The 20,392-nt window shown below is 65.8% G+C and carries 20 protein-coding genes; 8 read left to right on the top strand and 12 right to left on the bottom strand.

All coding sequences use genetic code 11. From position 1 onward, the window contains the following. The first annotated feature begins 16 nt into the window (after window positions 1-16). The 4 genes from FJ959_RS03720 (at window position 17) to FJ959_RS03705 (ending at window position 1,808) form a co-directional block, all read left to right on the top strand. Window positions 17-304, top strand: a complete 288-nt coding sequence (locus FJ959_RS03720; protein WP_140491638.1) for a DUF1330 domain-containing protein — start codon at window positions 17-19, stop codon at window positions 302-304. A 276-nt stretch (window positions 305-580) separates the two neighbouring features. Then, window positions 581-901 (top strand): helix-turn-helix domain-containing protein, encoded by a 321-nt coding sequence (locus tag FJ959_RS03715; protein ID WP_140491640.1) that lies wholly within the window; start codon window positions 581-583, stop codon window positions 899-901. Beyond that, window positions 898-1,362: an SRPBCC family protein gene (locus FJ959_RS03710; protein WP_140582720.1), complete on the top strand. Its 465-nt coding sequence runs from the start codon at window positions 898-900 to the stop codon at window positions 1,360-1,362. The genes FJ959_RS03715 and FJ959_RS03710 overlap by 4 nt, the downstream gene beginning before the upstream one ends. Before the next feature lie 29 nt (window positions 1,363-1,391). Then, complete coding sequence (locus FJ959_RS03705) at window positions 1,392-1,808, top strand: GFA family protein (RefSeq protein WP_140628526.1); 417 nt, start codon at window positions 1,392-1,394, stop codon at window positions 1,806-1,808. Between the two features lie 26 nt (window positions 1,809-1,834). Here FJ959_RS03705 and FJ959_RS03700 read toward each other — a convergent pair whose 3' ends face one another. The 7 genes from FJ959_RS03700 to FJ959_RS03670 form a co-directional block, all read right to left on the bottom strand. Then, complete coding sequence (locus FJ959_RS03700; RefSeq protein ID WP_140628524.1) at window positions 1,835-2,887, bottom strand: D-alanine:D-lactate ligase-like protein; 1,053 nt, start codon at window positions 2,885-2,887, stop codon at window positions 1,835-1,837. A 183-nt stretch (window positions 2,888-3,070) separates the two neighbouring features. After that, complete coding sequence (locus tag FJ959_RS03695) at window positions 3,071-3,952, bottom strand: SMP-30/gluconolactonase/LRE family protein (protein ID WP_140491648.1); 882 nt, start codon at window positions 3,950-3,952, stop codon at window positions 3,071-3,073. Next, on the bottom strand, window positions 3,949-4,593 hold the full coding sequence (locus FJ959_RS03690) for a 2-dehydro-3-deoxy-6-phosphogalactonate aldolase (RefSeq protein ID WP_140491649.1): 645 nt from the start codon (window positions 4,591-4,593) through the stop codon (window positions 3,949-3,951). Before FJ959_RS03690 ends, FJ959_RS03695 begins: the two co-directional genes overlap by 4 nt. Continuing rightward, entirely contained in the window at window positions 4,593-5,564 is a 972-nt protein-coding gene (locus tag FJ959_RS03685; RefSeq protein ID WP_140628522.1) for a 2-dehydro-3-deoxygalactonokinase, read from the bottom strand. Before FJ959_RS03685 ends, FJ959_RS03690 begins: the two co-directional genes overlap by 1 nt. Continuing rightward, window positions 5,561-6,328 (bottom strand): SDR family oxidoreductase, encoded by a 768-nt coding sequence (locus tag FJ959_RS03680; RefSeq protein ID WP_140491653.1) that lies wholly within the window; start codon window positions 6,326-6,328, stop codon window positions 5,561-5,563. Before FJ959_RS03680 ends, FJ959_RS03685 begins: the two co-directional genes overlap by 4 nt. 157 nt (window positions 6,329-6,485) lie before the next feature. Then, window positions 6,486-7,835, bottom strand: coding sequence for an EAL domain-containing protein (locus FJ959_RS03675; RefSeq protein WP_140491655.1), 1,350 nt, complete (start codon window positions 7,833-7,835; stop codon window positions 6,486-6,488). 153 nt (window positions 7,836-7,988) lie between these two features. Continuing rightward, the gene (locus FJ959_RS03670) at window positions 7,989-9,785 is read right to left on the bottom strand and encodes a GtrA family protein (protein ID WP_140628520.1); all 1,797 of its coding nucleotides are present in this window, start codon (window positions 9,783-9,785) and stop codon (window positions 7,989-7,991) included. Window positions 9,786-9,948: 163 nt separating this feature from the next. Here FJ959_RS03670 and FJ959_RS03665 point away from each other — a divergent pair, with 163 nt between their 5' ends. From FJ959_RS03665 to FJ959_RS03650, 4 genes are all read left to right on the top strand, one after another. Further along, window positions 9,949-10,959 (top strand): glycosyltransferase, encoded by a 1,011-nt coding sequence (locus FJ959_RS03665; RefSeq protein ID WP_140628518.1) that lies wholly within the window; start codon window positions 9,949-9,951, stop codon window positions 10,957-10,959. Window positions 10,960-10,963: 4 nt separating this feature from the next. After that, window positions 10,964-11,338 (top strand): GtrA family protein, encoded by a 375-nt coding sequence (locus tag FJ959_RS03660; RefSeq protein WP_140563764.1) that lies wholly within the window; start codon window positions 10,964-10,966, stop codon window positions 11,336-11,338. Between the two features lie 73 nt (window positions 11,339-11,411). Then, complete coding sequence (gshB, locus tag FJ959_RS03655) at window positions 11,412-12,353, top strand: glutathione synthase (protein WP_140514181.1); 942 nt, start codon at window positions 11,412-11,414, stop codon at window positions 12,351-12,353. Between the two features lie 185 nt (window positions 12,354-12,538). Beyond that, the gene (locus FJ959_RS03650; RefSeq protein ID WP_140559115.1) at window positions 12,539-14,071 is read left to right on the top strand and encodes a YifB family Mg chelatase-like AAA ATPase; all 1,533 of its coding nucleotides are present in this window, start codon (window positions 12,539-12,541) and stop codon (window positions 14,069-14,071) included. 56 nt (window positions 14,072-14,127) lie between these two features. On the opposite strand, the gene FJ959_RS03645 is transcribed toward FJ959_RS03650, so the two are convergent. The 5 genes from FJ959_RS03645 to FJ959_RS03620 form a co-directional block, all read right to left on the bottom strand. Beyond that, entirely contained in the window at window positions 14,128-16,299 is a 2,172-nt protein-coding gene (locus FJ959_RS03645) for a malate synthase G (protein ID WP_140628515.1), read from the bottom strand. Window positions 16,300-16,625: 326 nt separating this feature from the next. Next, complete coding sequence (locus FJ959_RS03635) at window positions 16,626-18,665, bottom strand: hydantoinase/oxoprolinase family protein (RefSeq protein ID WP_140628511.1); 2,040 nt, start codon at window positions 18,663-18,665, stop codon at window positions 16,626-16,628. Between the two features lie 147 nt (window positions 18,666-18,812). Continuing rightward, window positions 18,813-19,439, bottom strand: coding sequence for a CDGSH iron-sulfur domain-containing protein (locus FJ959_RS03630; protein ID WP_140491673.1), 627 nt, complete (start codon window positions 19,437-19,439; stop codon window positions 18,813-18,815). A gap of 107 nt (window positions 19,440-19,546) precedes the next feature. Continuing rightward, complete coding sequence (locus tag FJ959_RS03625; RefSeq protein ID WP_140628509.1) at window positions 19,547-19,918, bottom strand: hypothetical protein; 372 nt, start codon at window positions 19,916-19,918, stop codon at window positions 19,547-19,549. A gap of 115 nt (window positions 19,919-20,033) precedes the next feature. Beyond that, window positions 20,034-20,390 (bottom strand): hypothetical protein, encoded by a 357-nt coding sequence (locus tag FJ959_RS03620; protein ID WP_140524348.1) that lies wholly within the window; start codon window positions 20,388-20,390, stop codon window positions 20,034-20,036. Window positions 20,391-20,392 lie beyond the last annotated feature (2 nt).

The following is a 20,392-nucleotide window of genomic DNA, read 5'->3' as shown; positions in this document are numbered from 1 at the left end:
GCTTCGGAGAAGAAGGATGCCCAAGGGATACTGGATCGCCCGCGTCGATGTGCGCGACGCGGAAGGCTACAAGGATTATGTCGCCGCCGCCAAGCCGGCCTTCGAGCGCTTCGGCGCGAAATTCCTGGCGCGCGGCGGCGAGCATGAGAAGGCAGAAGGGGCCGGCCGCGCGCGCAACGTCGTCATCGAGTTCGAGACGCTTGCCGCCGCGCATGACTGCTACCATTCACCTGAATACCAGCGCGCCGCCGCCATTCGCCAGAAGGTCGCCGACGGCGAGATCGTGCTGGTCGAGGGCGTCTGAGGCTATCCCGGCCGGCATCAGTGCCGGCCGCGGCCTTTGCACGAGTCCTGAGGTTCACATCCCGCAGCCTGGCCCAGCAGGCGGCGCCCCGACCGGTTGTCTTTGAGTGACAACCGGCACAGTCGTTCGACAACGGCCACGACATGGCTGACGCATAATCCCTTTAGCAATCGCGTCCGAACAGCCCTTACACGGGGTAATTTTGATGCCGGCCGATCGCGGGTTGACATGCAGGTATTTACCTGCATATTATGGCTTCACATCAGAGTGAACCCGATGGACGCGGACAAGGTTTTCAAGGCGCTGGGCGACCCGACGCGCAGAAGGCTGCTTGATCTTCTGTGCGAGAAGAACGGGCAGACGCTGGGCCAGCTTTGCGAACATCTCGATATGGCCAGGCAATCCGCCACCCAACACATCGACCTGCTGGAGGCGGCCAATCTGGTGAGCACGGTCAAACGCGGCCGCGAGAAGCTGCATTTCATCAATCCCGTGCCGCTGCACGAGGTCTACGAGCGCTGGGTGCGCAAATTCGAACGCCAGCGGCTCAGCCTGCTGCATGACCTGAAACAGGAACTCGAAGGAGAAGACAAATGACCGCAGAGACGACCAGCTTTGTCTACGTGACCTACATCCGCTCGACGCCGCAAAAAGTGTTCGAGGCCATAACCAGGCCCGACATCGCACGGCGTTACTGGGGCCACGAGAACGTCTCGGACTGGAAGGCGGGATCGAAATGGGAACATATCCGCGCCAATGACGAGCGCACCGTCGAACTGGTCGGCAAGGTCGTCGAGATCTCGCCGCCGACCCGTCTCGTGATGACCTGGGCAAACGCTTCGCAGGCCGACGATGCGTCGAAATACAGCCGGGTGACGTTCGCCATCGAGGAATACGACACGATGGTGCGGCTGACCGTCAGCCATGACGAGCTCGAAGCCGGCAGCGGCATGGCGAAGGGCGTAAGCCAGGGATGGCCGGCGGTGCTGTCCAGCATGAAATCCTTCCTGGAGACCGGCAGCGGCATCGATATTTTCGCCAAGCCGAAATCGGCCTGACCAGCAAATCCGACTGCGGGAAAACGACAATGACCAAACACTATAGCGGCGGATGCGCATGCGGTGCGATCCGCTATGAAACGAGCAGCGAGCCCATGTTCGAAAACCACTGCCAATGCCACGAATGCCAGAAGCGAAGCGGCACGGGCCACAGCTCCTACCTGACTTTCCCCCGGCGAGCCGATGTGATCATCACGGGCGAAGCGAGCACCTGGCGGGTGGCGGGCGACAGCGGCAACGAGAAGATCCATGCCTTCTGCCCGACCTGTGGAACACCGGTCTACCTGACGCAGGTCGCAATGCCGGAATTAATAGCGGTCCACGCGACCAGCCTTGATGATCCCGGCCAGTTCAATCCGCAGGTGGTCACATATGCCATCCGCGGCCATGCCTGGGACATGATCGACCCATCGTTGCAGACCTTCGAGCGAATGCCGCAGGGATAGCGTACGGCAGGCAATCTTGCCGCGCTTTAACGGGTCGTCCGGTTCGCGGCGGTTTCGGCCATGGCGTCGGCAAGCCCCAAGCCCCATTGAGACCGGCAATAGGCGCGGAAATCGAAGCAAGGCAGGCCGGGGCAGACCTCGAACTCGATGAGGTGAACCGTGTCGTCGGGCTCGATCCGGAGATCGATGGAAAACACGTCGCGCAGGCCGATCCCGCTCATCAGCCGCTCGGCGATGGCGCGGACTTTTGCATCGGCGACCGGCTGGCTTTCGGCGACCGGAAGCAGAAGCGGCTCGGCGTAGTTGCCCGCCGCCTTCGCCGCCTCGCCGGTCTCGCCGTAAAGCGCCAGGCTGTCTTCCATGGTCTGGAAATCGCCGCCGGACTCGACGAAAGCGACGCCGAGCGCTTCGACGCCGGTGTCCGGCCTCAGGCCCAGGAAACTGGCGCGCGCATTGCGGCCGCCGACATAGGGCTGGACGACGACGTCGTCGCGATAGGCGGTGAAAACACGCCGGCTAAGCTCCAGCGCGTGGCCGAGATCGCCACAGCGCGAATCCGGCCAGATGCCGATCTTGGCGCCGAGCCGGTTCGGCTTGACGAACCAGCCGGCGGCGGAAACCGGCGGCTCGACCAGCCATTGTCCGTTGCGCGCCAGGCCGGCCCGCGGCACAGGTAGGGCGAGCGCGTCGAGCACGGCGCCGGAGCGAAACTTGTCCTGGCAGAGCGCGAACAGCGAATCCTCGGCGCCGATCGTCCTCAGGCCGTTCAACCTGGCAAGCGCGGGCGCCGTGCCGCCCCGGAAATAGGCGATGCCGTCGGTCAGCGTCCAGACCAGCGTGGCCGCCGGATCGGCCTTGGCGAGCATATCGGCGGCATCGTCCAGCTCCACCGCCGCGAAGCCGAGATCGCGCCGTTTGAAGGCAGAAGCGAGCGCGTCGAACTCATGCGCGAGATCGGTCGATTGCGCCAGGTAAGAAGCGATTTCGGCGGCACGCTCCGGCGCGTGGCCTTCGGCGAGGAGCCGCTCGAGGCAGGCCTTTTCCGGCTCATGGACGAGGATCAGCCTGGGGCTGGACATGACATGATTCCCAATGGTGCAATTCCACACCATCGCATGGCGAAGACGCCAGGCTTTCGCGAAACCGACGCGGGCCGGACGCCTGCGTGACAGCCGGCCGAATGATCCCGTCAGACGCGGTGCATCGGGGTACCGAGACTCGCGTCAGGCCGAGCCGAAAAGGCCGGCATCACCTGAGGTGCCCTAGGCGATCAGCACGCGGGGCTCGAACCGGCCATTGACCTCGATGTCGAGGAGGAAGGTCATGCCGGCCTGAGGGTCGAGCTGACGCTGCTTGTCGTCCTTGCCGTGCCAGGCCGATGTAACCGCCAGCCGGCTGGCGTTCTTGCCGACAAAGGCCGGGCAGGAAGGCTGCGTCACCGGCATGGCGATCGTGCGCACCAGCTTGCCGTCCGGGGCGTAGCCCTTAACCACCTTGCCGCCCCAGACGGCATTCCACAGGATGCCGTCGCGGTCGAGCACGGAGCCGTCGACGAAGCCCTTGGCCGACCGGTGATCAACGAACACTTTCGGCTCGCCCGCCGGCAGGCCGGTCGCCGGATCGCAAGCGACGCGCATCAACAGGCCGGTCGAGGTGTCGGTGTAATAAGCGAGCGCGCCGTCCGCGGAAAAACAGATCGAGTTCGACACGGTGATGTCGGAGAACAGCTTGCGCAATTCGCCCTTGAAGAACCAGTAGATCGCGCCGGCGCCCTTCTCCTCGCCCTTGCCCATCGTGCCGGTCCAAAGGGCGCCGCAGGGATGGACGCGGGAATCGTTGGAACGGGTGACCGGATTGTCGGCCTCGACAGGTGTGTGCAGCGTCATCCTGCCGGTGGCGACGTCGCGGACAAAAAGCCCGGTTTCGGTGGCGATCAGCTGGCGCTTGTCGTCGATGATGGCGATAGCGCTGGCCATCCGGCCAAGCTCGTGCACCTGGGCCGCGCCGCCGGACAGGCGCTTTTCCAGGAGATGGCCCTTGACTATGTCGAACCAGTAGAGCGTGTCTGTGGCGGGGTCGTAGCTCGGCCCCTCGCCGAGCTGGCAGACATGGTCGGAAAAAACCGAAACGATCGCTTCGCTCATCCTGCGTCTCCGCCGAACACCGCGTCCCAGGCCGTCACCGCCGCCTGGGCCCGCGCGGCCACGTCTTCGACGCTCATGCCCGGCTTGAACAGGCTGGAACCAAGCCCGAAAACCGTGACGCCGGCCGCCTTGTAGCCGGCAAAGTCCTTCTCTGAGACGCCGCCGACCGCGCCGACCAATGTCGAAGCCGGCAGCACCGCGCGGATGGCGGAAATACCGGATGCGCCGAGCACGCTTGCCGGGAAGAATTTCAGCGCCGAGGCGCCGAGCCGGATCGCCAGGAAGGCCTCCGTGGGCGTGAACACGCCGGGCATGGTGACCATGCCGTATTGCATGGCGCGTTCCATCACCTCGGCATCGATATTGGGACTGACCAGCAGCCGGCCGCCGGCTTCGTGCAAGCCATCGACATCGGCCGGCGTCAGCACCGTGCCGGCGCCGACCAGCGCGGCCGGCGGCAGCGCCTTGAGGATGGCGGCGATGGACGCGAACGGATCGGGTGAATTGAGCGGCACCTCGATCGCCTCGATGCCGGCATCGAAGACCGCCTGGCCGATCGCCACCGCCTCGGCAGGCTTGAGGCCGCGCAGGATGGCGACCAGCCCGCGCTTGAGCTTCGGGAACGCAGCGGTCTGGTTCATCAGGCAACTCCGGTTCTGGCGATCATGCCGTTTTCGCGCGCCGCCTCGACCAGGCCGGCACGCACCGCCTCATCCGCGTCGACGGTCCGCACGCCAAGCCCGGCAAGGCCGAGCGCCTGCCGATAAAGCGCCGCAAGCGCGCCGGAGGCAATCAGCACCACCGATGTGGCGCCCGCGGCCTGGTGGCGCCTCGCCGAGGCGATCTCGCCGCCGATCAGCAGGCCCGACAGGCAGGCCGCGGCATCGTCGGCCTTCATGTCCTGGAGCAGACCGGCGGCGCGGATCGAGAAGAGTTTTGCGGTGACGTCGCCACCTTCGTTCAACGCCGCATCACACCAGCGGCGGAAGAAAAGGTTCTCCGGATCGACCGGCTCGGGATGCTCGCCGAGCGAATGGCGCAGGATCGAATGCGCGGCCAGCACCGAGAACAGCTCGCCGGTCGGCCATGTGCCGAAGCCGGCAACGGCGCCGTCCTTGACCAGAACCCATTTCGAATGGGTGCCCGGCATGCAGACGATTTCACGCCCCTTTGCCGGCAAACCGGCGCCGGCAAGCTGTGTCTCCTCGCCGCGCATGACGTCTGGCGCATCGGCCAGGCGTTGGGCAAGGCCGGGCACGATACGAATGTCGCGGCTCTCCCCCGGGATGCGGGCCGCGCCGGCCAGGATGGCGCCGATCGGCGCCGGCACGGTGACATAGGGCGCTTCGAGCCAGCCCTGGCGCGAGCCTGCCATGCCGCAGATGATGACGGGCAGCGTTTCCGGCGCGCCCATGGCGGCGAGATGACCCTCGAGAACCCGGGAAAAGCCCTTCTCGCGCGCGGTGATCAGTCCGTCGTCGCCGCGACGCTCGGCAAGCACCTTGCCGCCGCCGTCGATCAGCCAGGCACGAAGCCGGGTCGTGCCCCAATCGAGCGCCGCGACCGCCGGCACATTGCCGACAAATCGGGGGCCGGCAAACCCGGGGCTCACAGGAAACCTCCGTCGACGATCAGCATTTGCGCGGTCAGCATGCGCGAGGCGTCCGAGGCCAGGAACAGCACGGTGCCGACCAAATCGTCCGGCCGCATGACGTCCTTGATGCACTGCTTGGCGACATGAGAGGCAAGCGCCTGCTCCGTCACCCAGCGTTCCTGCTGCCGTTCCGTGATGACCCAGCCGGGCGCGACGGCGTTGACGCGGATACGGTCGGGCCCGAGCTTGCCGGCCAAACCCTTGGTGAGGCCGAGTATGCCCGCCTTGGCGGCGGTGTAGGCCGGCATGTCGGGGTGGTTGATCAGGTAGGAGGTCGAGGTGAAATTGATGATCGAGCCGCCGCCGGCCCGCTTCATGCCCGGCGCCACCGCTTGCGCGGTGAAGAAATGCGGTCTGAGGTTGATCGCCTGGTTGTTGTCCCAAAACTCCACCGTCACGTCTTCGACGGCGTGGCGTTCGTCCCAGGCGGCATTGTTGACCAGCACGGTGACGTCGCCATGCGCTTCGGCCGCCTTCGCGGCAGACGCCCGGAGCGCTTCGATGTCGCGCAGATCGGACTTGAGGTAGAGCGGCCGGCGGCCGAGCTCTTTCTCGATGCGGTCGGCAAGCGCGGTGCTGGGCTTGTCGGCGATGTCGATGAAGGCGACCTTGGCGCCCTGGCGCATGAAACCCTCGGTCAATGCCGCGCCAATGCCGGAGCCGCCGCCGGTGATCAGCACCGAAGCGCCTTCGAGGTCGGCAAAACGTGCCGATGGCATCATGGTTTTCGTCTCCCGGGTTGACCGGCGCGCATCCTAGCCAGACCGATCCGGCGGGCAAGGGCGAAAAGACGGATTTTGAGGCTTATGTCTGACAAAAAGCCTGGAGACCACGCACAGGCACGGCCGGTCCTCGATCGAGGACCGGTCAATCGCCCGGTCAGATTGCCTTGGCGCGCAAGGCGCCGCGGAAGGAATCGCGGAGATAGCCGAGCGTGGCGTCGGCATCGGCCGGCTTGCCGAACAGATAGCCCTGCCCACCGGCGCAGCCGAACTGGACGAGGCGGTCGGCCTGCGCCTCTTCCTCGATGCCTTCGGCGACGACATCCATGCCGAGCCCTTCGCACATTGCGAGAATGGCGCGGATGATGTGCTCCGACGGGCGGTCATCGAGAATGGAGGAGACGAAGGCGCGGTCGATCTTCAACTTGTCGAAATGGAATTCGCGCAGCCGCCCGAGCGAGGACTGGCCGGTGCCGAAATCGTCGAGCGAGACGCGGATGCCGACGCGGCGCAGGTCCTCGACGATCTGCGCGGCCGAGGCCGGATCGTTCATCAGGCCGGTCTCGGTAATCTCGATCTCCAGCCGGCGCGGATCGAAGCCCGTACGGTCGAGGATCGCCAATATGTGCAGGCCGGTGTTCTGGTCGACGAGCTGCGAGGGCGACAGGTTGAACGACAGGAACAGGTCCTTCGGCCAGCTTCTCGCCGCCTCGGTCGCCTTGCGCAGCACTAGCTGCGACAGCGGGCCGATGATGCCGCGCTCCTCGGCGATCGGAATGAAGACGGTCGGCGGCACCGAGCCGAGATCGCGGTCGGTCCAGCGCGCCAGCGTCTCGAAGCCGATGGTGCGGCGCGTGGTGAGGTCGACGATCGGCTGGAAATGCGGCTCCACCTCGCCGGCCGAGACCGCGCGGCGCAGCGCCTGCTCGATGCGGGTGACGCGCTTGGCCGCCTCTTCCATTTCGCGGGTATAGACGACGACCCGGCCGCGGCCGGATCGCTTGGCATGGTAAAGCGCCGTTTCGGCCTTGTTGATGAGGATCTCGGTGGTCTCGTCGCCGGAATAGAACAGCGAACAGCCGACGGAGGCCGACAGCCTCGCCGTGCGTTCGCCGACATCATACGGGGCCGACAGGATTTCGATCAGCATGCGCGACTTTTCGGCGGCCGCCTCCTCGCTGAACACCAGCGGGTAGAGGAAGGCGAATTCGTCGGCGCCGATGCGGCAGACGGTGGAATGACCGTCCATCGAGGCGCGCAGCCGCATCGCCACCTGGATCAGGATGTCGTCGCCGGCTTTGTGGCCGAACAGATCGTTGATCGGCTTGAAGCCATCAAGGTCGAGAATGCCGACGGTGAAGGGCGCGGGATCGTCGGCACGGTCGCTGATCAGGCGATCGACCTTGTCGAAGAAGCGGCGATGGTTGCCAAGCCCGGTCAACGGATCGGTGAATGCCAGATCCGTGCTCTCCCTGTTTGCCTGACCGGTGCCAAACGAAGTTTGCATCGGTGTCCCTGTTTCTCGAAGTCGGAATTTATTTCCGAGACTGGCAGCAAACCCTTTAGGAAACGTATCGGAAAAATCGATTTTTCGCCGCTGGAGTGCGTTGCCCTCCGCAAAGCCGTCCGGGCTCAACGGCGTCGTCGCTCACGCGGATTCTCAGCCGGCGGGGCGAACGCGATAGAGCTCCAGCGGCGCGCCCTGGGTCTCCGCCACCGGTTCCAGCCAATCCGGCACGCTGCCATGCATCAACCCGGCCAGAAAGCCGTCAGGCGCCTTGGTTGCGAGAAGCCTGGTTTCGGGATTGCCGCGGCAGAGCGCGACAATCCCGACGCGATGGTTTGCCACGACGGCTTTCGCGTCAGTGGCCGAGCCCAGCAAGGCATCGAATACGAGCAGGTTTCCGGCGACGTTGCGGTGGTAGGGCCCAGCGAGCGCGCGATGACCGGTAAAGGCCAGGATCGGCGAGCCGAGATTGGAGATGGCCAGCACCGTGGTGTGAGGCATGCGGGCGAGCGCGGCGAACGAGGCCTTGCTGTTGCAAGGTGCATCGATGCCGGCGTCGGTGACGGCCGCACCGGTCTGGAAGGCGCTCGATGCCGCCTCGGCAGCGCTGGACCAAACCGCATTGACCGAGATCAGCCAGGCTGCGGCCATACGGAGCACGGAGCCACCGGACGGACTGTTTTCGGCGCGCTGCCGCCATTTGGCAATCCAGGCGCAAAGCGGGATCACCGCGAAGGCGATGGAGAAGGTCGAGCCGCGGACCTCCCAGGCGCTGACCAGGAAAGCCACCACCAGCAGCGCGCCGACGAGACTGTCCTGCCGCCGCCAGCCGCCCTTGCCGAGACGCAGCGCCATCAGGACGATCGCCACCAGCGGCGTCGCGAAGCGCGCCACCGCTCTGGCCGGATCAGCCGCGACGAGCTGGAATATCGACTGCGCTTCGTCGATATGACCGAGCCACATCTGCTGGAGGCGCGGGTCGAGGCCGGCATACGGGGCAGCCAGGCATTGCGGGAACAGAAACATCACGACAAGGACAAGCACGAACGCCAGCAGGCCGAGCGAGACCAGGCGACGGCCGTACGTCGCATTGGCGGCGCCCCATGAGGCAATGACCGCAAGGCCGGCGCCGGCAAGCGCGGCAACCACGAACTGCACGGTCGAGAAGGTGTCGCACTGGGTCTGTCCCCATGCCGACGCCGGTATGGTGGTGATGAAAACAAGGGCCGAGACGGCGGTGACGCCCAAGCCAAAATCCCTGGCGATCAGCCTTTCGCCGCCACCGCTGACGAGGAACAGCAGGGCGACGATGGCGCCCAGGGTTCCAGCATAGGGGGCGCTTTCCATGCCGATCGCCAATGCCAGCGTGGCGCACGCGCCGGCAAACAGGGCGGCGGGCCGGTGGCGAGGTGCTTCGAGCAGCAAAGCCAGGCCGGCCAAGGTCAGCATCAGCTGGACATTGTGGTGATCGAGTGCGCCGGGCGAGAAGATTCCGAGATAATACAAGGCCGCTCCGCCGACCACCGCAGCGGGCAGGACCGCGTGCTCGCCGGCGAAAGCGCGCGCGGCGCGCATGATGGAGAACAGCGCGAGCCAGAATTGCAGGAGAGGCCAAAGCACCTGCACGACCTGCTCGCCCAAAGCGGCACTGCCCGTCAGGGCCGACAGGGCAAGCATGCCGAGCGCCAGCGGCGCGTCGAGCAGCCGCGACCAGTGCATGACGAAGCCACCCTCCAGCCCCATCCTGTACTGGTGCAGGTCGAACCAGCCCTGGCCGGCCAGGAGGTCGCGAACCTCCACCAGTTGCAGCAGGCTGTCATTGTCGCCGGCCGGGTTGGCCAGTTGCGGGAATCCGGCATAGAGATCGAGCGCCAGCAGCAGCAAGGCGGCAAGCAACGCAAACGCTATGTCGGCCTTCCAGGTGGAAGCGCCGTTGCTGGCTGTGCTCATCCCCATCGCCTCTGGCAGGAATGCCGGGCTTTTTCGGCCAATCGACACTCGTAAAGTCGGCCTTAAACCTAGCCTTAACGGCTTCAATAAATAGTAAAACCGCCTGAATGCGCCTGACTTTCGGCGCGAACCGCGCGTGGCGGCGAGGCACCCGGAGAGGAAAATGCCGCAAGAGCTTCGCTACGAACCCGCCATCGCCGTGCTGCTGCCTTGCTACAACGAGGAATTGACGATCGCCGAGGTGGTGCGGCGCTTCCGCGAGACGCTGCCTTTGGCGACGATCTATGTCTACGACAACAATTCGCGCGACCTGACCGCGCTCAGGGCCCGCGCGGCCGGCGCCATCGTGGTGCGCGAACCGCGCCAGGGCAAGGGCAATGTGGTGCGGCGCATGTTCGCCGACATCGACGCCGACATTTACCTGATGGCCGACGGCGACGGCACCTATGCGCCGGAAGACGCGCCGCAATTGATCAACACGCTTCTGACCGAGCGCTCCGACATGGCGGTGGGCACCCGGCGCGGCGTCACCGACGATGCCGGCAGGACCGGCCATGCCTTCGGCAACCGCGTCTTCAACAGCCTCTATAAAGGGCTGTTCGGCAGCGATTTCACCGACATCTTCTCGGGCTACCGCGTCTTCACCCGGCGCTTCGTCAAGAGCTTCCCGGCCGTCTCCGGCGGCTTCGAGATCGAGACCGAAATGTCGGTTCATGCTTCGCAGCTCAAATTGCCCGTCAGCGAGATCGCGCTCGATTACGGCAAGCGGCCGGACGGCTCGTCATCGAAGCTTTCGACCTTTCGCGACGGCGCCAGGATCCTGTGGATGTTCGCCATGCTGATGAAGGAAACGCAACCGCTACGTTTCTTCGGCGCCTTCGCCCTGGTCTTCCTGGTGTCGAGCCTGTTCCTGATGGCGCCTGTGCTGGTCGAATTCGCCGAGACCGGGCTGGTGCCGCGCATGCCGACATGGGTGCTGTCGGTCGGCCTGCTCTTGCTCTCGATGCTGGCTGGTGTGACTGGGGTGATCCTCGACTCGGTGTCGCGCGGCCGCGCCGAACAGAAGCGCATCTTCTACCTGTCGATGCCTTCGGGCCGCATAGAGCGGCGCGAGCGCGCCAACGAGCCGACTGCCGCGAAGGCCGGCCCAGGCAAGACGCCTCGCGCCGCATGAAGCGGTGAGCCGTCTCGTCCGCTTCGTCTTTGCCGGCGGCATCGGCTTCGTCGCCGACGCGGCCGCCCTCTGGTTGCTGCTTGCGGTCACGCCGCTCGGCCCTTTCAGCGCCCGCATGCTGTCCATCGGCTTTGCACTCTGTGTCACCTGGCAGACAAACCGGCATCTGACCTTCTCGCCGTCGAGCCGCGGCTTGGTGCGGGAAGGCGCGCGCTATGGCAGCGTCGGCATCGCCACCAGCATCGCCAACTATCTGGTCTACTGCGCCATCCTTGTCGTCCTGCCGACAACCCCGCCATTGGCCGCCCTTGCTTTCGCTTCGCTGGCCGCCATGGGGCTGTCCTTTCTCGGCTATTCCAGGCTGGTCTTCGACCGCTAGCGGCGTGGCCCGATTGGCAGAAGGCGCCGGGACCCCTATATCGCTCTCTCATCGACCGTGCTGGGGACCTGCCATGAAGCTGAAAATCGCCGTCCAGATGGACCACATCTCCACCGTGTCGATCGCCGGAGACACTTCGTTCGCGCTGTCGCTGGAGGCGCAGCGGCGCGGCCATCAGCTCTACCACTACACGCCCGACCGGCTGTCGCTGCGCGACGGCAAGGTGTTCGCCCGCATCGAGGAGATGCAGGTACGCGACGAGAAGGGCAGCCACTATTCGCTGGGGGAGAAGGTGCGAACCGACCTGTCGGAGATGGACGTGATCCTGCTGAGACAGGATCCGCCCTTCGACATGAACTACATCACCACCACGCACATACTGGAGCGCATCCACCCCAGGACGCTGGTGGTCAACGACCCGGCCTGGGTGCGCAACAGCCCGGAAAAGATCTTCGTCACCGAGTTTTCCGACCTGATGCCGGAAACGCTGATCACCAAGGATCCCCAGGAGGTCGCCGCCTTCCGCAAGGAATTCGGCGACATCATCGTCAAGCCGCTCTACGGCAATGGCGGCGCGGGCATCTTCCACCTGCTGGAGGCCGACCGCAACCTCGCCTCGCTGCTCGAAATGTTCGGCCAGTTGTTCCGTGAGCCCTACATCGTGCAGCGCTACCTGAAGGACGTGCGCAAGGGCGACAAGCGCATCATCCTGATCGACGGCGAACCGGTCGGGGCCATCAACCGGGTGCCGGCCGAGCACGATTCCCGCTCCAACATGCATGTCGGCGGCCGCGCCGAGAAGACCGAGCTGACCGAGCGCGAGCGCGAGATCTGCGCCCGCATCGGGCCGGCACTGAGGGAACGCGGCTTCATCCTCGTCGGCATCGACGTCATCGGCGACTACATGACCGAGATCAACGTGACCTCGCCGACCGGCGTGCGCGAAGTCAAACGCTTCGGCGGCGCCGACATCGCCAGCCTGTTCTGGGACGCGGTGGAGGCCAAGCGGAAATAGCCGTTTTCATTTTGTATTAACCATGTTCCGTTTTTGCAACCGGAGACAATCGCGCCGCAACTCAAGCGATTGCGTGTTCCTGTAATGTTCTTGATTTAGCCGAGGAACTGTGATTGTCTCCGGCCCAGGCCCTTCGCGGCCTGATTGCAAAAGGCTTGGGGCAAGCCCAGATCCGGGGGCAAGACATGGTGGCGCGGGTTCGCACGGTTGCTTTCCAGGGCATCGAGGCCGTGCCGGTCGACGTGCAGGTGATGATCGCGCCCGGCAAGGTCAACATGCACATCGTTGGCCTGGCCGACAAAGCGGTGGCCGAAAGCCGCGAACGGGTGCAGGCGGCACTGCATGCTTCCGGCCTGTCGATGCCGTCCAAGAAAGTCACGGTCAATCTGGCGCCGGCCGACCTGCCCAAGGAGGGGAGCCACTACGATTTGCCGATCGCGCTCGGCCTGATGGCGGCGCTTGGCGCCATTCCTGGCGACATGCTGGCCGGCTATGTCGTGCTCGGCGAACTCTCGCTCGACGGCACCATTGCCGCGGTCGCCGGCGCCCTGCCGGCGGCGATCGGCGCGAATTCTGAAGGCAAGGGCCTGATCTGCCCCTTCGCCTGCGGCCCGGAAGCCGCCTGGGCCGGCAAGGACTTTGACATACTCGCGCCGCGCAGCCTGATTGCCATCGCCAATCATTTCCGCGGCACGCAGGTGCTGTCCCGGCCGGAGGCCGGCATCCATGCCGCGGCGCGCGACCTGCCCGATCTTGCCGATATCAAGGGCCAGGAAACCGCCAAACGAGCGCTGGAGGTGGCGGCGGCCGGTGGGCACAACCTGCTGATGGTCGGCCCGCCCGGATCGGGAAAGTCGATGCTGGCGCAGCGGCTGCCGTCGATCCTGCCGCCGCTGGCGCCGAAGGAATTGCTCGAAGTGTCGATGATCGCCTCCGTCGCCGGCGAGCTCGGCGAAGGCAAGCTGACCGACCGGCGGCCGTTCCGCGCGCCGCACCATTCGGCCTCGATGGCGGCGATGGTCGGCGGCGGCATCCGGGCGCGGCCGGGCGAAGTGTCGCTTGCGCACCACGGCGTGCTGTTCCTCGACGAATTTCCCGAATTCACGCCGCAGACGCTCGATGCGCTCCGCCAGCCGCTCGAGACCGGTGACTGCATGATCGCGCGCGCCAACCACCGCGTCACCTATCCGGCGCGCATCCAGCTTGTGGCGGCGATGAACCCGTGCCGATGCGGCATGGCCGGCGAGCCCGGCTATCGCTGCCTGCGCGGCGAACGCTGCCGCACCGACTACCAGGCGCGCATCTCGGGACCGCTGCTCGACCGCATCGACCTCAGGATCGAGGTGCCGGCGGTCTCGGCCAGCGACCTGATCCGGCCCGACCGGGCGGAGAAGAGCGCCGACGTGGCGCTGCGCGTTGCGCGTGCCCGCGCCCTCCAGCGCGAGCGCTTCGAACGGCTCGGCGTCACCAGCGCCGCCACGAATGCGCATTGCGCGCCCGCGGTCATCGAGGAGATCGCCATGCCCGACGCATCGGGCCTGTCGCTGCTCAAGGAGGCCAGCGAAAAGCTCGGCTTCTCGGCGCGGGCCTATCACCGCGTGCTGAAGGTGGCGAGAACACTGGCCGATCTCGACGCCAGCGAGACCGTCGGCCGCATTCATCTCGCCGAAGCGATCTCCTACCGGATGAGTTCGGAGCGGGTGGCACAGGCGGCGTAGTTCGCGCTGCTTCGAGAGGAGGGAAACGGAACGCCTGCCGGCTTCAACTCTCCGGTTCAGGCCGCTCCCTTCGCCTTCAGTTCCAGCCTCCGCGCGTGCAGCACCGGCTCGGTGTAGCCGTTGGGCTGGATGCGGCCCTTGAAGACGAGGTCGCAGGCGGCCTGGAAGGCGACGGAGCCGTCGAAATCGGCGGCCATCGGCCGGTAGAGCGGGTCGCCTTGGTTCTGCTGGTCGACGATATCAGCCATGCGCTTCATCGTTTCCATCACCTGGTCGGCCGTGCAGACGCCATGGTGCAGCCAGTTGGCGATGTGCTGCGAGGAGATGCGCAGCGTGGCACGGTCCTCCATCAGGCCGACATCGTTGATGTCGGGCACTTTCGAGCAGCCGACGCCCTGGTCGATCCAGCGTACGACGTAGCCCAGAATGCCCTGCGCGTTGTTGTCGAGTTCCGCCTGGATATCGGCCGGCGACCAGTTGGGCCGCACCGCGACCGGCACCGACAGGATGTCGTCGAGCTTGGCCTTCGGCCGGCTCTTCAGCGCCGCCTGGACGGCGTGGACATCGACCTTGTGATAGTGGGTGGCGTGCAGCGTCGCCGCGGTCGGCGAAGGCACCCAGGCGGTGTTGGCGCCGGCCCTGGGGTGGGCGATCTTCTCGGTGAGCATCGCCGCCATCAAATCGGGCATCGCCCACATGCCCTTGCCGATCTGGGCATGGCCGGCAAGCCCGCATTCCAGCCCGGTGTCGACATTCCAGGCCTCGTAGGCGGAAATCCAGGCGGCCTGCTTCATGTCGCCCTTGCGGATCATCGGGCCGGCTTCCATCGAGGTGTGGATCTCGTCGCCGGTGCGGTCGAGGAAGCCTGTGTTGATGAACACGACGCGCTCCCTGGCGGCGCGGATCGCCTCCTTGAGGTTGACGGTGGTGCGCCGCTCCTCGTCCATGATGCCCATCTTGATGGTATTCTGGTCCATACCGAGCAGGGCCTCGACGCGATCGAAGATCTCGACGGCGAAGGCGACTTCCTCGGGCCCATGCATCTTGGGTTTCACGACATACATCGAGCCCGCGCGGGAATTGGCGCGGCGGCCGTTCGGCCCGACATCGTGCAGCGCGATCAGCGCGGTCATCGCCGTGTCCATGATGCCTTCCGGCACCTCGTTGCCGTCGCGGTCCGTTATCGCCGGATTGGTCATGAGGTGGCCGACATTCCTGACCAGCATCAGCGAGCGGCCGGGCAGCGTCACCGTGCCACCATTGGGCGAGGTATAGGACCGATCGGGGTTGAGCTTGCGGACAAAGGTCCGGCCGCCCTTGGTGATCTCTTCGGCCAGGTCGCCCTTCATCAGGCCGAGCCAGTTGCGGTACACGACGACCTTGTCCTGCGCATCCACCGCCGCGACCGAATCCTCGCAGTCCTGGATGGTGGTCAGCGCCGATTCCAGGATGATGTCGGCGATGCCGGCCGGATCGGTGCGGCCGATCTGGTTGTCGCGGTCGATCAATATCTCGATATGCAGGCCGTTGCTGACCAGCAGCACGGCTTGCGGGTTGGCGGCATCGCCGCGATAGGCGACGAACTGCCTGACATCGGCAAGGGTGGTCGAGCCGGCGCCGGCGCTGAGCCGCAGCGCGCCATTGGCCAGCGAAAGGCCGTTGACGCCGGCCCATTTGCCCGATGTGAGCGGCACCGACTGGTCGAGAAAGTCCTTGGCCCAGGCGACGACTTTCGCACCACGCGCGGGGTTGAAGGCGTTGCCCTTCCCGGCGCCGTCTGTCTCGGGAATCGCGTCGGTGCCGTAAAGCGCATCATAGAGCGAGCCCCAGCGCGCATTGGCGGCGTTGAGCGCATAGCGCGCATTCATCACCGGCACCACAAGCTGCGGCCCGGCGACGACGGCGATCTCGGGATCGACCTTTTCGGTCGTCACCGAGAAGGACGGGCCTTCGGGGACGAGATAGCCGATCTCCTTCAGGAAGGTTTTGTAGGCTTCCATGTCGACCGGCGCGCCATTGGCGCGATACCAGTCATCGAGCTTTTCCTGGATAGCGTCGCGCTTTGCCAGCAGTGCCCGGTTCTTCGGCGCGAGGTCGTGGACGATGGCCGAAAAGCCGTTCCAGAATTTGTCCGGATCGATGCCGGTGCCCGGAGCGGCCTCGTTGACAACGAAGTCATGAAGTTCGCGGGCGATCCGCAATCCGGCGATTTCGACGCGATCGGTCATCAGGCTGCTCCAGATGAAAGGCTTTCGCGGGCCTTTGGCATGTTGGGAGTGCAGGGTCAATTCAGCTTAGGGTGAAGGCAAGGCAGGTAGGCGCGGTTTTTAGGCTTGGTGCCGGCGGCGACGCTGCCAATCTCCCCCCAAGTGGGGGAGATGCCCGGCAGGGCAGAGGGGGGCGCGAAGGAATGCCGACCTCGGCAAGTTTCGGTATTTCGTGCAGTCGGTCGACGTCGAGTATGAGCGGGCGCTGCTCCGAGACGCTGGCAGGACAGCGCCCCCCTCTGGCCTGCCGGCCATCTCCCCCACAAGGGGGGAGATTACACCCTCCATCACACCGCGATCCGTGGCCTGCCCGAAGCCACCGCCACCACATGCGCCTCGATGAACATACGCTGGGCTTCGACGGTGGAGACGCGGAATTCGGTCGCGACATCGATCTCGGCGCTGTCGGTGCCGGCGTCCCTGGCGCGCTCCGCGACGATGGCGCGCACATCGGCCTCGGCGGCCGCGATCGCCGCCGCCTCGTCGAGGAAATCGCGCACGGTTTCGCCCGAGGCAAGACGGAACAGACCTTCCTTGGGCTGGCTGACGCGCGCCTCCGCCGATACCCGGACCTGGCCGACCACGGCGCCGAGCGCGTTGGCGACATCCGTATCATCAGGCACCACGCAGTCATTGCCGACCAATGGCGGCAGTCCGGCATAGTGCAGCGGCGCGGAGGCGCCGAGGCCGATCACCGGCCGGTCGAGCGCGACGCTCAGGCGCGCAATGCCGGGATGCGCGTCGACGGCGCGCTGCACCAGCGCATGCGCAACGGTGGCCGCGCCGTCGAGCCCGTCCTCGGCGAAGGCGGTTTGAAGGATATATTCGGCCGACCAGCGCGTCAGCGCGGCCAGCACGCGCTCCGAAATCGCCTCGGGGGAGGCCGCGATCGCCTGGCCGCGGCCGTCGCGCTTGCGGGCAAACAGCTCTGCGCCGAGGCGGGCGGCCGCGGCATCCCAGTTCGCCTGCTTGCCAAGCACATGCGCCGCATCCGACGGCGTGAACCCTGAAATGTGCACCAGCCCGCGCGACACCAGGCGGTTCAAGGTGGCGTTCTGGGCATTCGAGGTCAAAAGCCTGTCGAGAGGCAAAGGCATTGCGCCGATCGCTTCATAGAGCCTTGCTTCCGGAACGGTCAGCCCGGCGGCAAGACGGTCGGGCACGCCGGTGCGCACCGCGAAACGGCCGTCCATGCGGCCGGTGTTCGGCGCGCGCAGCTGGCGCTCGAGTTCCGCCAGAACCGCCTCGCGATGCACCATGCCGGCCAGCGCCAGCGGCACCAGCCGGCGCGGTCCAAGCAGGAGCCTGGGGTTGAGAGCACCGTCTTCCAACGCTACTTCGGAATCGCCGCCGAGGCCGAAGGTGCGCATGGCGACCGCTTCGACCATGGTGCGAAAGCCGCCGACGGTGGCGCCTTCCGGATCGAGCCGCGGCCGGCCCTTGTCGAGCACGGCAACGTCGGTGGTGGTGCCGCCGATGTCGGAAACCACCGCGTTTTCCAATCCGGTCATGTGGTGCGCGCCGACCAGGCTGGCGGCCGGGCCGGAGAGAATGGTCTCGATCGGCCGCTGGCGGGCGAACGCCGCCGACACCAGCGCACCGTCGCCGCGCACCACCATCAGGGGCGCCGCGATGCCGCGCGCCTCGAGAAAGCCTTCGGTCGCCGCCACCAGCCGGTCGATCATCGAGATCAGCCGGGCGTTGAGCAGCGTCGTCAGCGCCCGGCGCGGACCGCCTAGCTTGGCCGACAATTCATGGCTCGCGGTGACCGGCAGGCCGGTTTTCTCCCGGATCAGCTCGCGGGCGGCGATCTCGTGCGCCGGGTTGCGGGTGGCGAAATAGGCGCAGACGGCAAAGCCCGAGACCGAGCCGCCGAGTTCGGACAGCGCCGCCTCGAGGCCGGACAGGTCGAGCTTGGCGGTATTGCCGTGCACATCGTGGCCGCCGGGGCAGAACACGACCGGATCGGTGCCCAATGCCGCCTTCAGCCCATCGCGGGCAAGGTCCGCCTCGGAAAAGCCGATCATGATCAGCGCGACGCGGCCGCCCTGGCCCTCGACCAGCGCGTTGGTGGCAAGCGTCGTCGACATGGAGACAAGCTTGATGGCGGCCGGATCGGTGACCGCTTTTTCCAGAACCGCGTCGACGGCGCCGGAAATGCCAACGGCGAGATCGTGCCTGGTGGTCAGAGCCTTGGCCTTGGCCAGCACCTTTCCCTTGTTCGGCCCGCTCTGCGGGCCTTCGGTTTCAGACCACAGCACGGCATCGGTGTAGGTGCCGCCGGTGTCGATGCCGAGGAAAAGAGGTTTTGGCTTGGTCTTGGTCATGTCTGATGATGGCCCGAGCAGATAGGAAAATGCTTCTCGCCCTTAACCTATAGCGGCCGGACGATAAAGCTGAGAGCGCTGGGCCACGGGAGGGGTTCGATCTCCCCCACGAGGGGGGAGATTGGCAGCTTCAATGGCAGGGTCAACCTACCCCACGAACCCAACCTTTTTATGCGACCCATCGCAATACGGCTTGTTCGCCGAATGGCCGCAGCGGCATAGGAAGGCGCGTTGCGTGCGGTCGACCGTGTGGCCGGTGCCGGTGACGATTTCGACATTGCCTTCGAGCTTGAGCGGCCCGTCTTTCGTCGGCGTAACCTTGAGTGGCCCGTCGCGCGCGTCCAGCGCCGGCGTGTCCTTCAGCGCCGGCTCGCCGGTGGCGGCAAACCCTGATTTGTTGTGGCTGCCGTCGCAGAACGGCTTGTTCTGCGACGCGCCGCAGCGGCAGAGCGTGGCGCGGTGTAACGTCTCGCCGTCGAGCATAATCTCGGCGTGGACGGCCAGCGGGCCGTTTTCCCTGATGCGCACGGTGTTGACCACCGGCGGCCTTTCCTGCGGCCCGCCATCCTTCCTGACATAGGTAATGGCGCCTGACGGGCAGCTTTCGGCAATGGCGACGATCTTCTCGACGCTGGCCGCGTCGGGATGGATCCACTCTCCCGGCGCGTTCGGCACGAAGACATGCGGATCGCCCAGCACGCAATTGCGCGAATGGATGCAGCGCCGGCCGGCAAAGCCGACGTCTATCTTCTCGCCCTCGACCGGACCTGCCATCGCCTTGCTCCTGTTGCCTGACGCACGCCGCCTGGATGCGGCGTGCTTTGGGTGCTGTTCTTGCAGGCTATGCCCCAGGCAGGAAAAGCGTCAAGCTGGCAAGCCGGTCAGGGAACCAGTTCGATCTCCTCGGTCTCGCCGCCGCTGCAGGTATAGCAGCAATCGTCGCATTTTTCCTTGCCGCCGGGGCCGACGCCCCAATAGGTGCCTTCGTCGCCGTCGACCCAGGCGCCGTAGCAGATCGATTCGCCCTCGTCGCAGGAGACCGGCAGTTGCCTGGTCTCGCCGTCATCGAGGTAGAAATCCTTGCCGTTGCCCGGCCACACATAGTCGCGGTCCTGGCTGTAGAGCTCGAGGCGCATGGCATTGGGATGGCTGTTCTTGATGGCGAAGGTGACGTCGCCGGCATGGGCCGACGGCACCAGCAGCATGGCAAGAGACAGCGCGGCCAGCGAGCGGCGCGCATAGGCGTAGAACATGATATCCCCCAAAAATAAACGGCCCACCCGGCCGCCTTGCGGGCATTGCACGGGGCGAGCGATCGCTAAAGGGGGCGACCGCGACAATCCCGGACTAATTTTGGGGAGATTGGCGCTACTCCACCAGGTCGACTGTCTCGGTCGAATGGTGCACGCAGATGAAACAGCAATCGTCGCAGGGCCGGTCGTTGTCCGGGCCGACGCCGGCCGAGATGGCGTCATTGCCGTTGACCCACGCGCCGTAGCAGATGCGTTCGCCCTCATTGCACGAAATCGGCACCGATTTGCGTGAGCCGGGATCGATCAGGAACACCTTGTCGTCGCCCGGCCAGACCGTTTCGCGGTCGCGGCTGAACAGTTCGACCGCAACGGCCTGCCCGCGCTGGTTCTTGACGAAGAAAGCCATGTCGGCAGCCCCAGCCGAGGTGGTGAAAACCAATGCCGCGAGTGTGGCCGCGCGAAAGAGCGTCACGA

The organism is Mesorhizobium sp. B2-2-4, assembly GCF_006442375.1.
GTDB lineage: Bacteria > Pseudomonadota > Alphaproteobacteria > Rhizobiales > Rhizobiaceae > Mesorhizobium.
The sequence above is the reverse complement of the archived record's forward strand: the minus strand, read 5'-3'. Positions and strand labels throughout refer to the sequence as shown.

Bases quoted from the DNA above. Each gene is read 5' to 3' on its own strand.
- FJ959_RS03630 (WP_140491673.1), bottom strand. From the start codon at position 19,439: ATGGCAGGTCCGGTCGAGGGCGAGAAGATAGACGTCGGCTTTGCCGGC.
- FJ959_RS03705 (WP_140628526.1), top strand. From the start codon at position 1,392: ATGACCAAACACTATAGCGGCGGATGCGCATGCGGTGCGATCCGCTAT.
- FJ959_RS03670 (WP_140628520.1), bottom strand. From the start codon at position 9,785: ATGAGCACAGCCAGCAACGGCGCTTCCACCTGGAAGGCCGACATAGCG.
- FJ959_RS03645 (WP_140628515.1), bottom strand. From the start codon at position 16,299: ATGACCGATCGCGTCGAAATCGCCGGATTGCGGATCGCCCGCGAACTT.
- FJ959_RS03700 (WP_140628524.1), bottom strand. From the start codon at position 2,887: ATGTCCAGCCCCAGGCTGATCCTCGTCCATGAGCCGGAAAAGGCCTGC.
- FJ959_RS03675 (WP_140491655.1), bottom strand. From the start codon at position 7,835: ATGCAAACTTCGTTTGGCACCGGTCAGGCAAACAGGGAGAGCACGGAT.
- FJ959_RS03695 (WP_140491648.1), bottom strand. From the start codon at position 3,952: ATGAGCGAAGCGATCGTTTCGGTTTTTTCCGACCATGTCTGCCAGCTC.
- gshB (WP_140514181.1), top strand. From the start codon at position 11,412: ATGAAGCTGAAAATCGCCGTCCAGATGGACCACATCTCCACCGTGTCG.
- FJ959_RS03680 (WP_140491653.1), bottom strand. From the start codon at position 6,328: ATGATGCCATCGGCACGTTTTGCCGACCTCGAAGGCGCTTCGGTGCTG.
- FJ959_RS03690 (WP_140491649.1), bottom strand. From the start codon at position 4,593: ATGAACCAGACCGCTGCGTTCCCGAAGCTCAAGCGCGGGCTGGTCGCC.
- FJ959_RS03635 (WP_140628511.1), bottom strand. From the start codon at position 18,665: ATGACCAAGACCAAGCCAAAACCTCTTTTCCTCGGCATCGACACCGGC.
- FJ959_RS03720 (WP_140491638.1), top strand. From the start codon at position 17: ATGCCCAAGGGATACTGGATCGCCCGCGTCGATGTGCGCGACGCGGAA.
- FJ959_RS03715 (WP_140491640.1), top strand. From the start codon at position 581: ATGGACGCGGACAAGGTTTTCAAGGCGCTGGGCGACCCGACGCGCAGA.
- FJ959_RS03625 (WP_140628509.1), bottom strand. From the start codon at position 19,918: ATGTTCTACGCCTATGCGCGCCGCTCGCTGGCCGCGCTGTCTCTTGCC.
- FJ959_RS03710 (WP_140582720.1), top strand. From the start codon at position 898: ATGACCGCAGAGACGACCAGCTTTGTCTACGTGACCTACATCCGCTCG.
- FJ959_RS03650 (WP_140559115.1), top strand. From the start codon at position 12,539: ATGGTGGCGCGGGTTCGCACGGTTGCTTTCCAGGGCATCGAGGCCGTG.
- FJ959_RS03665 (WP_140628518.1), top strand. From the start codon at position 9,949: ATGCCGCAAGAGCTTCGCTACGAACCCGCCATCGCCGTGCTGCTGCCT.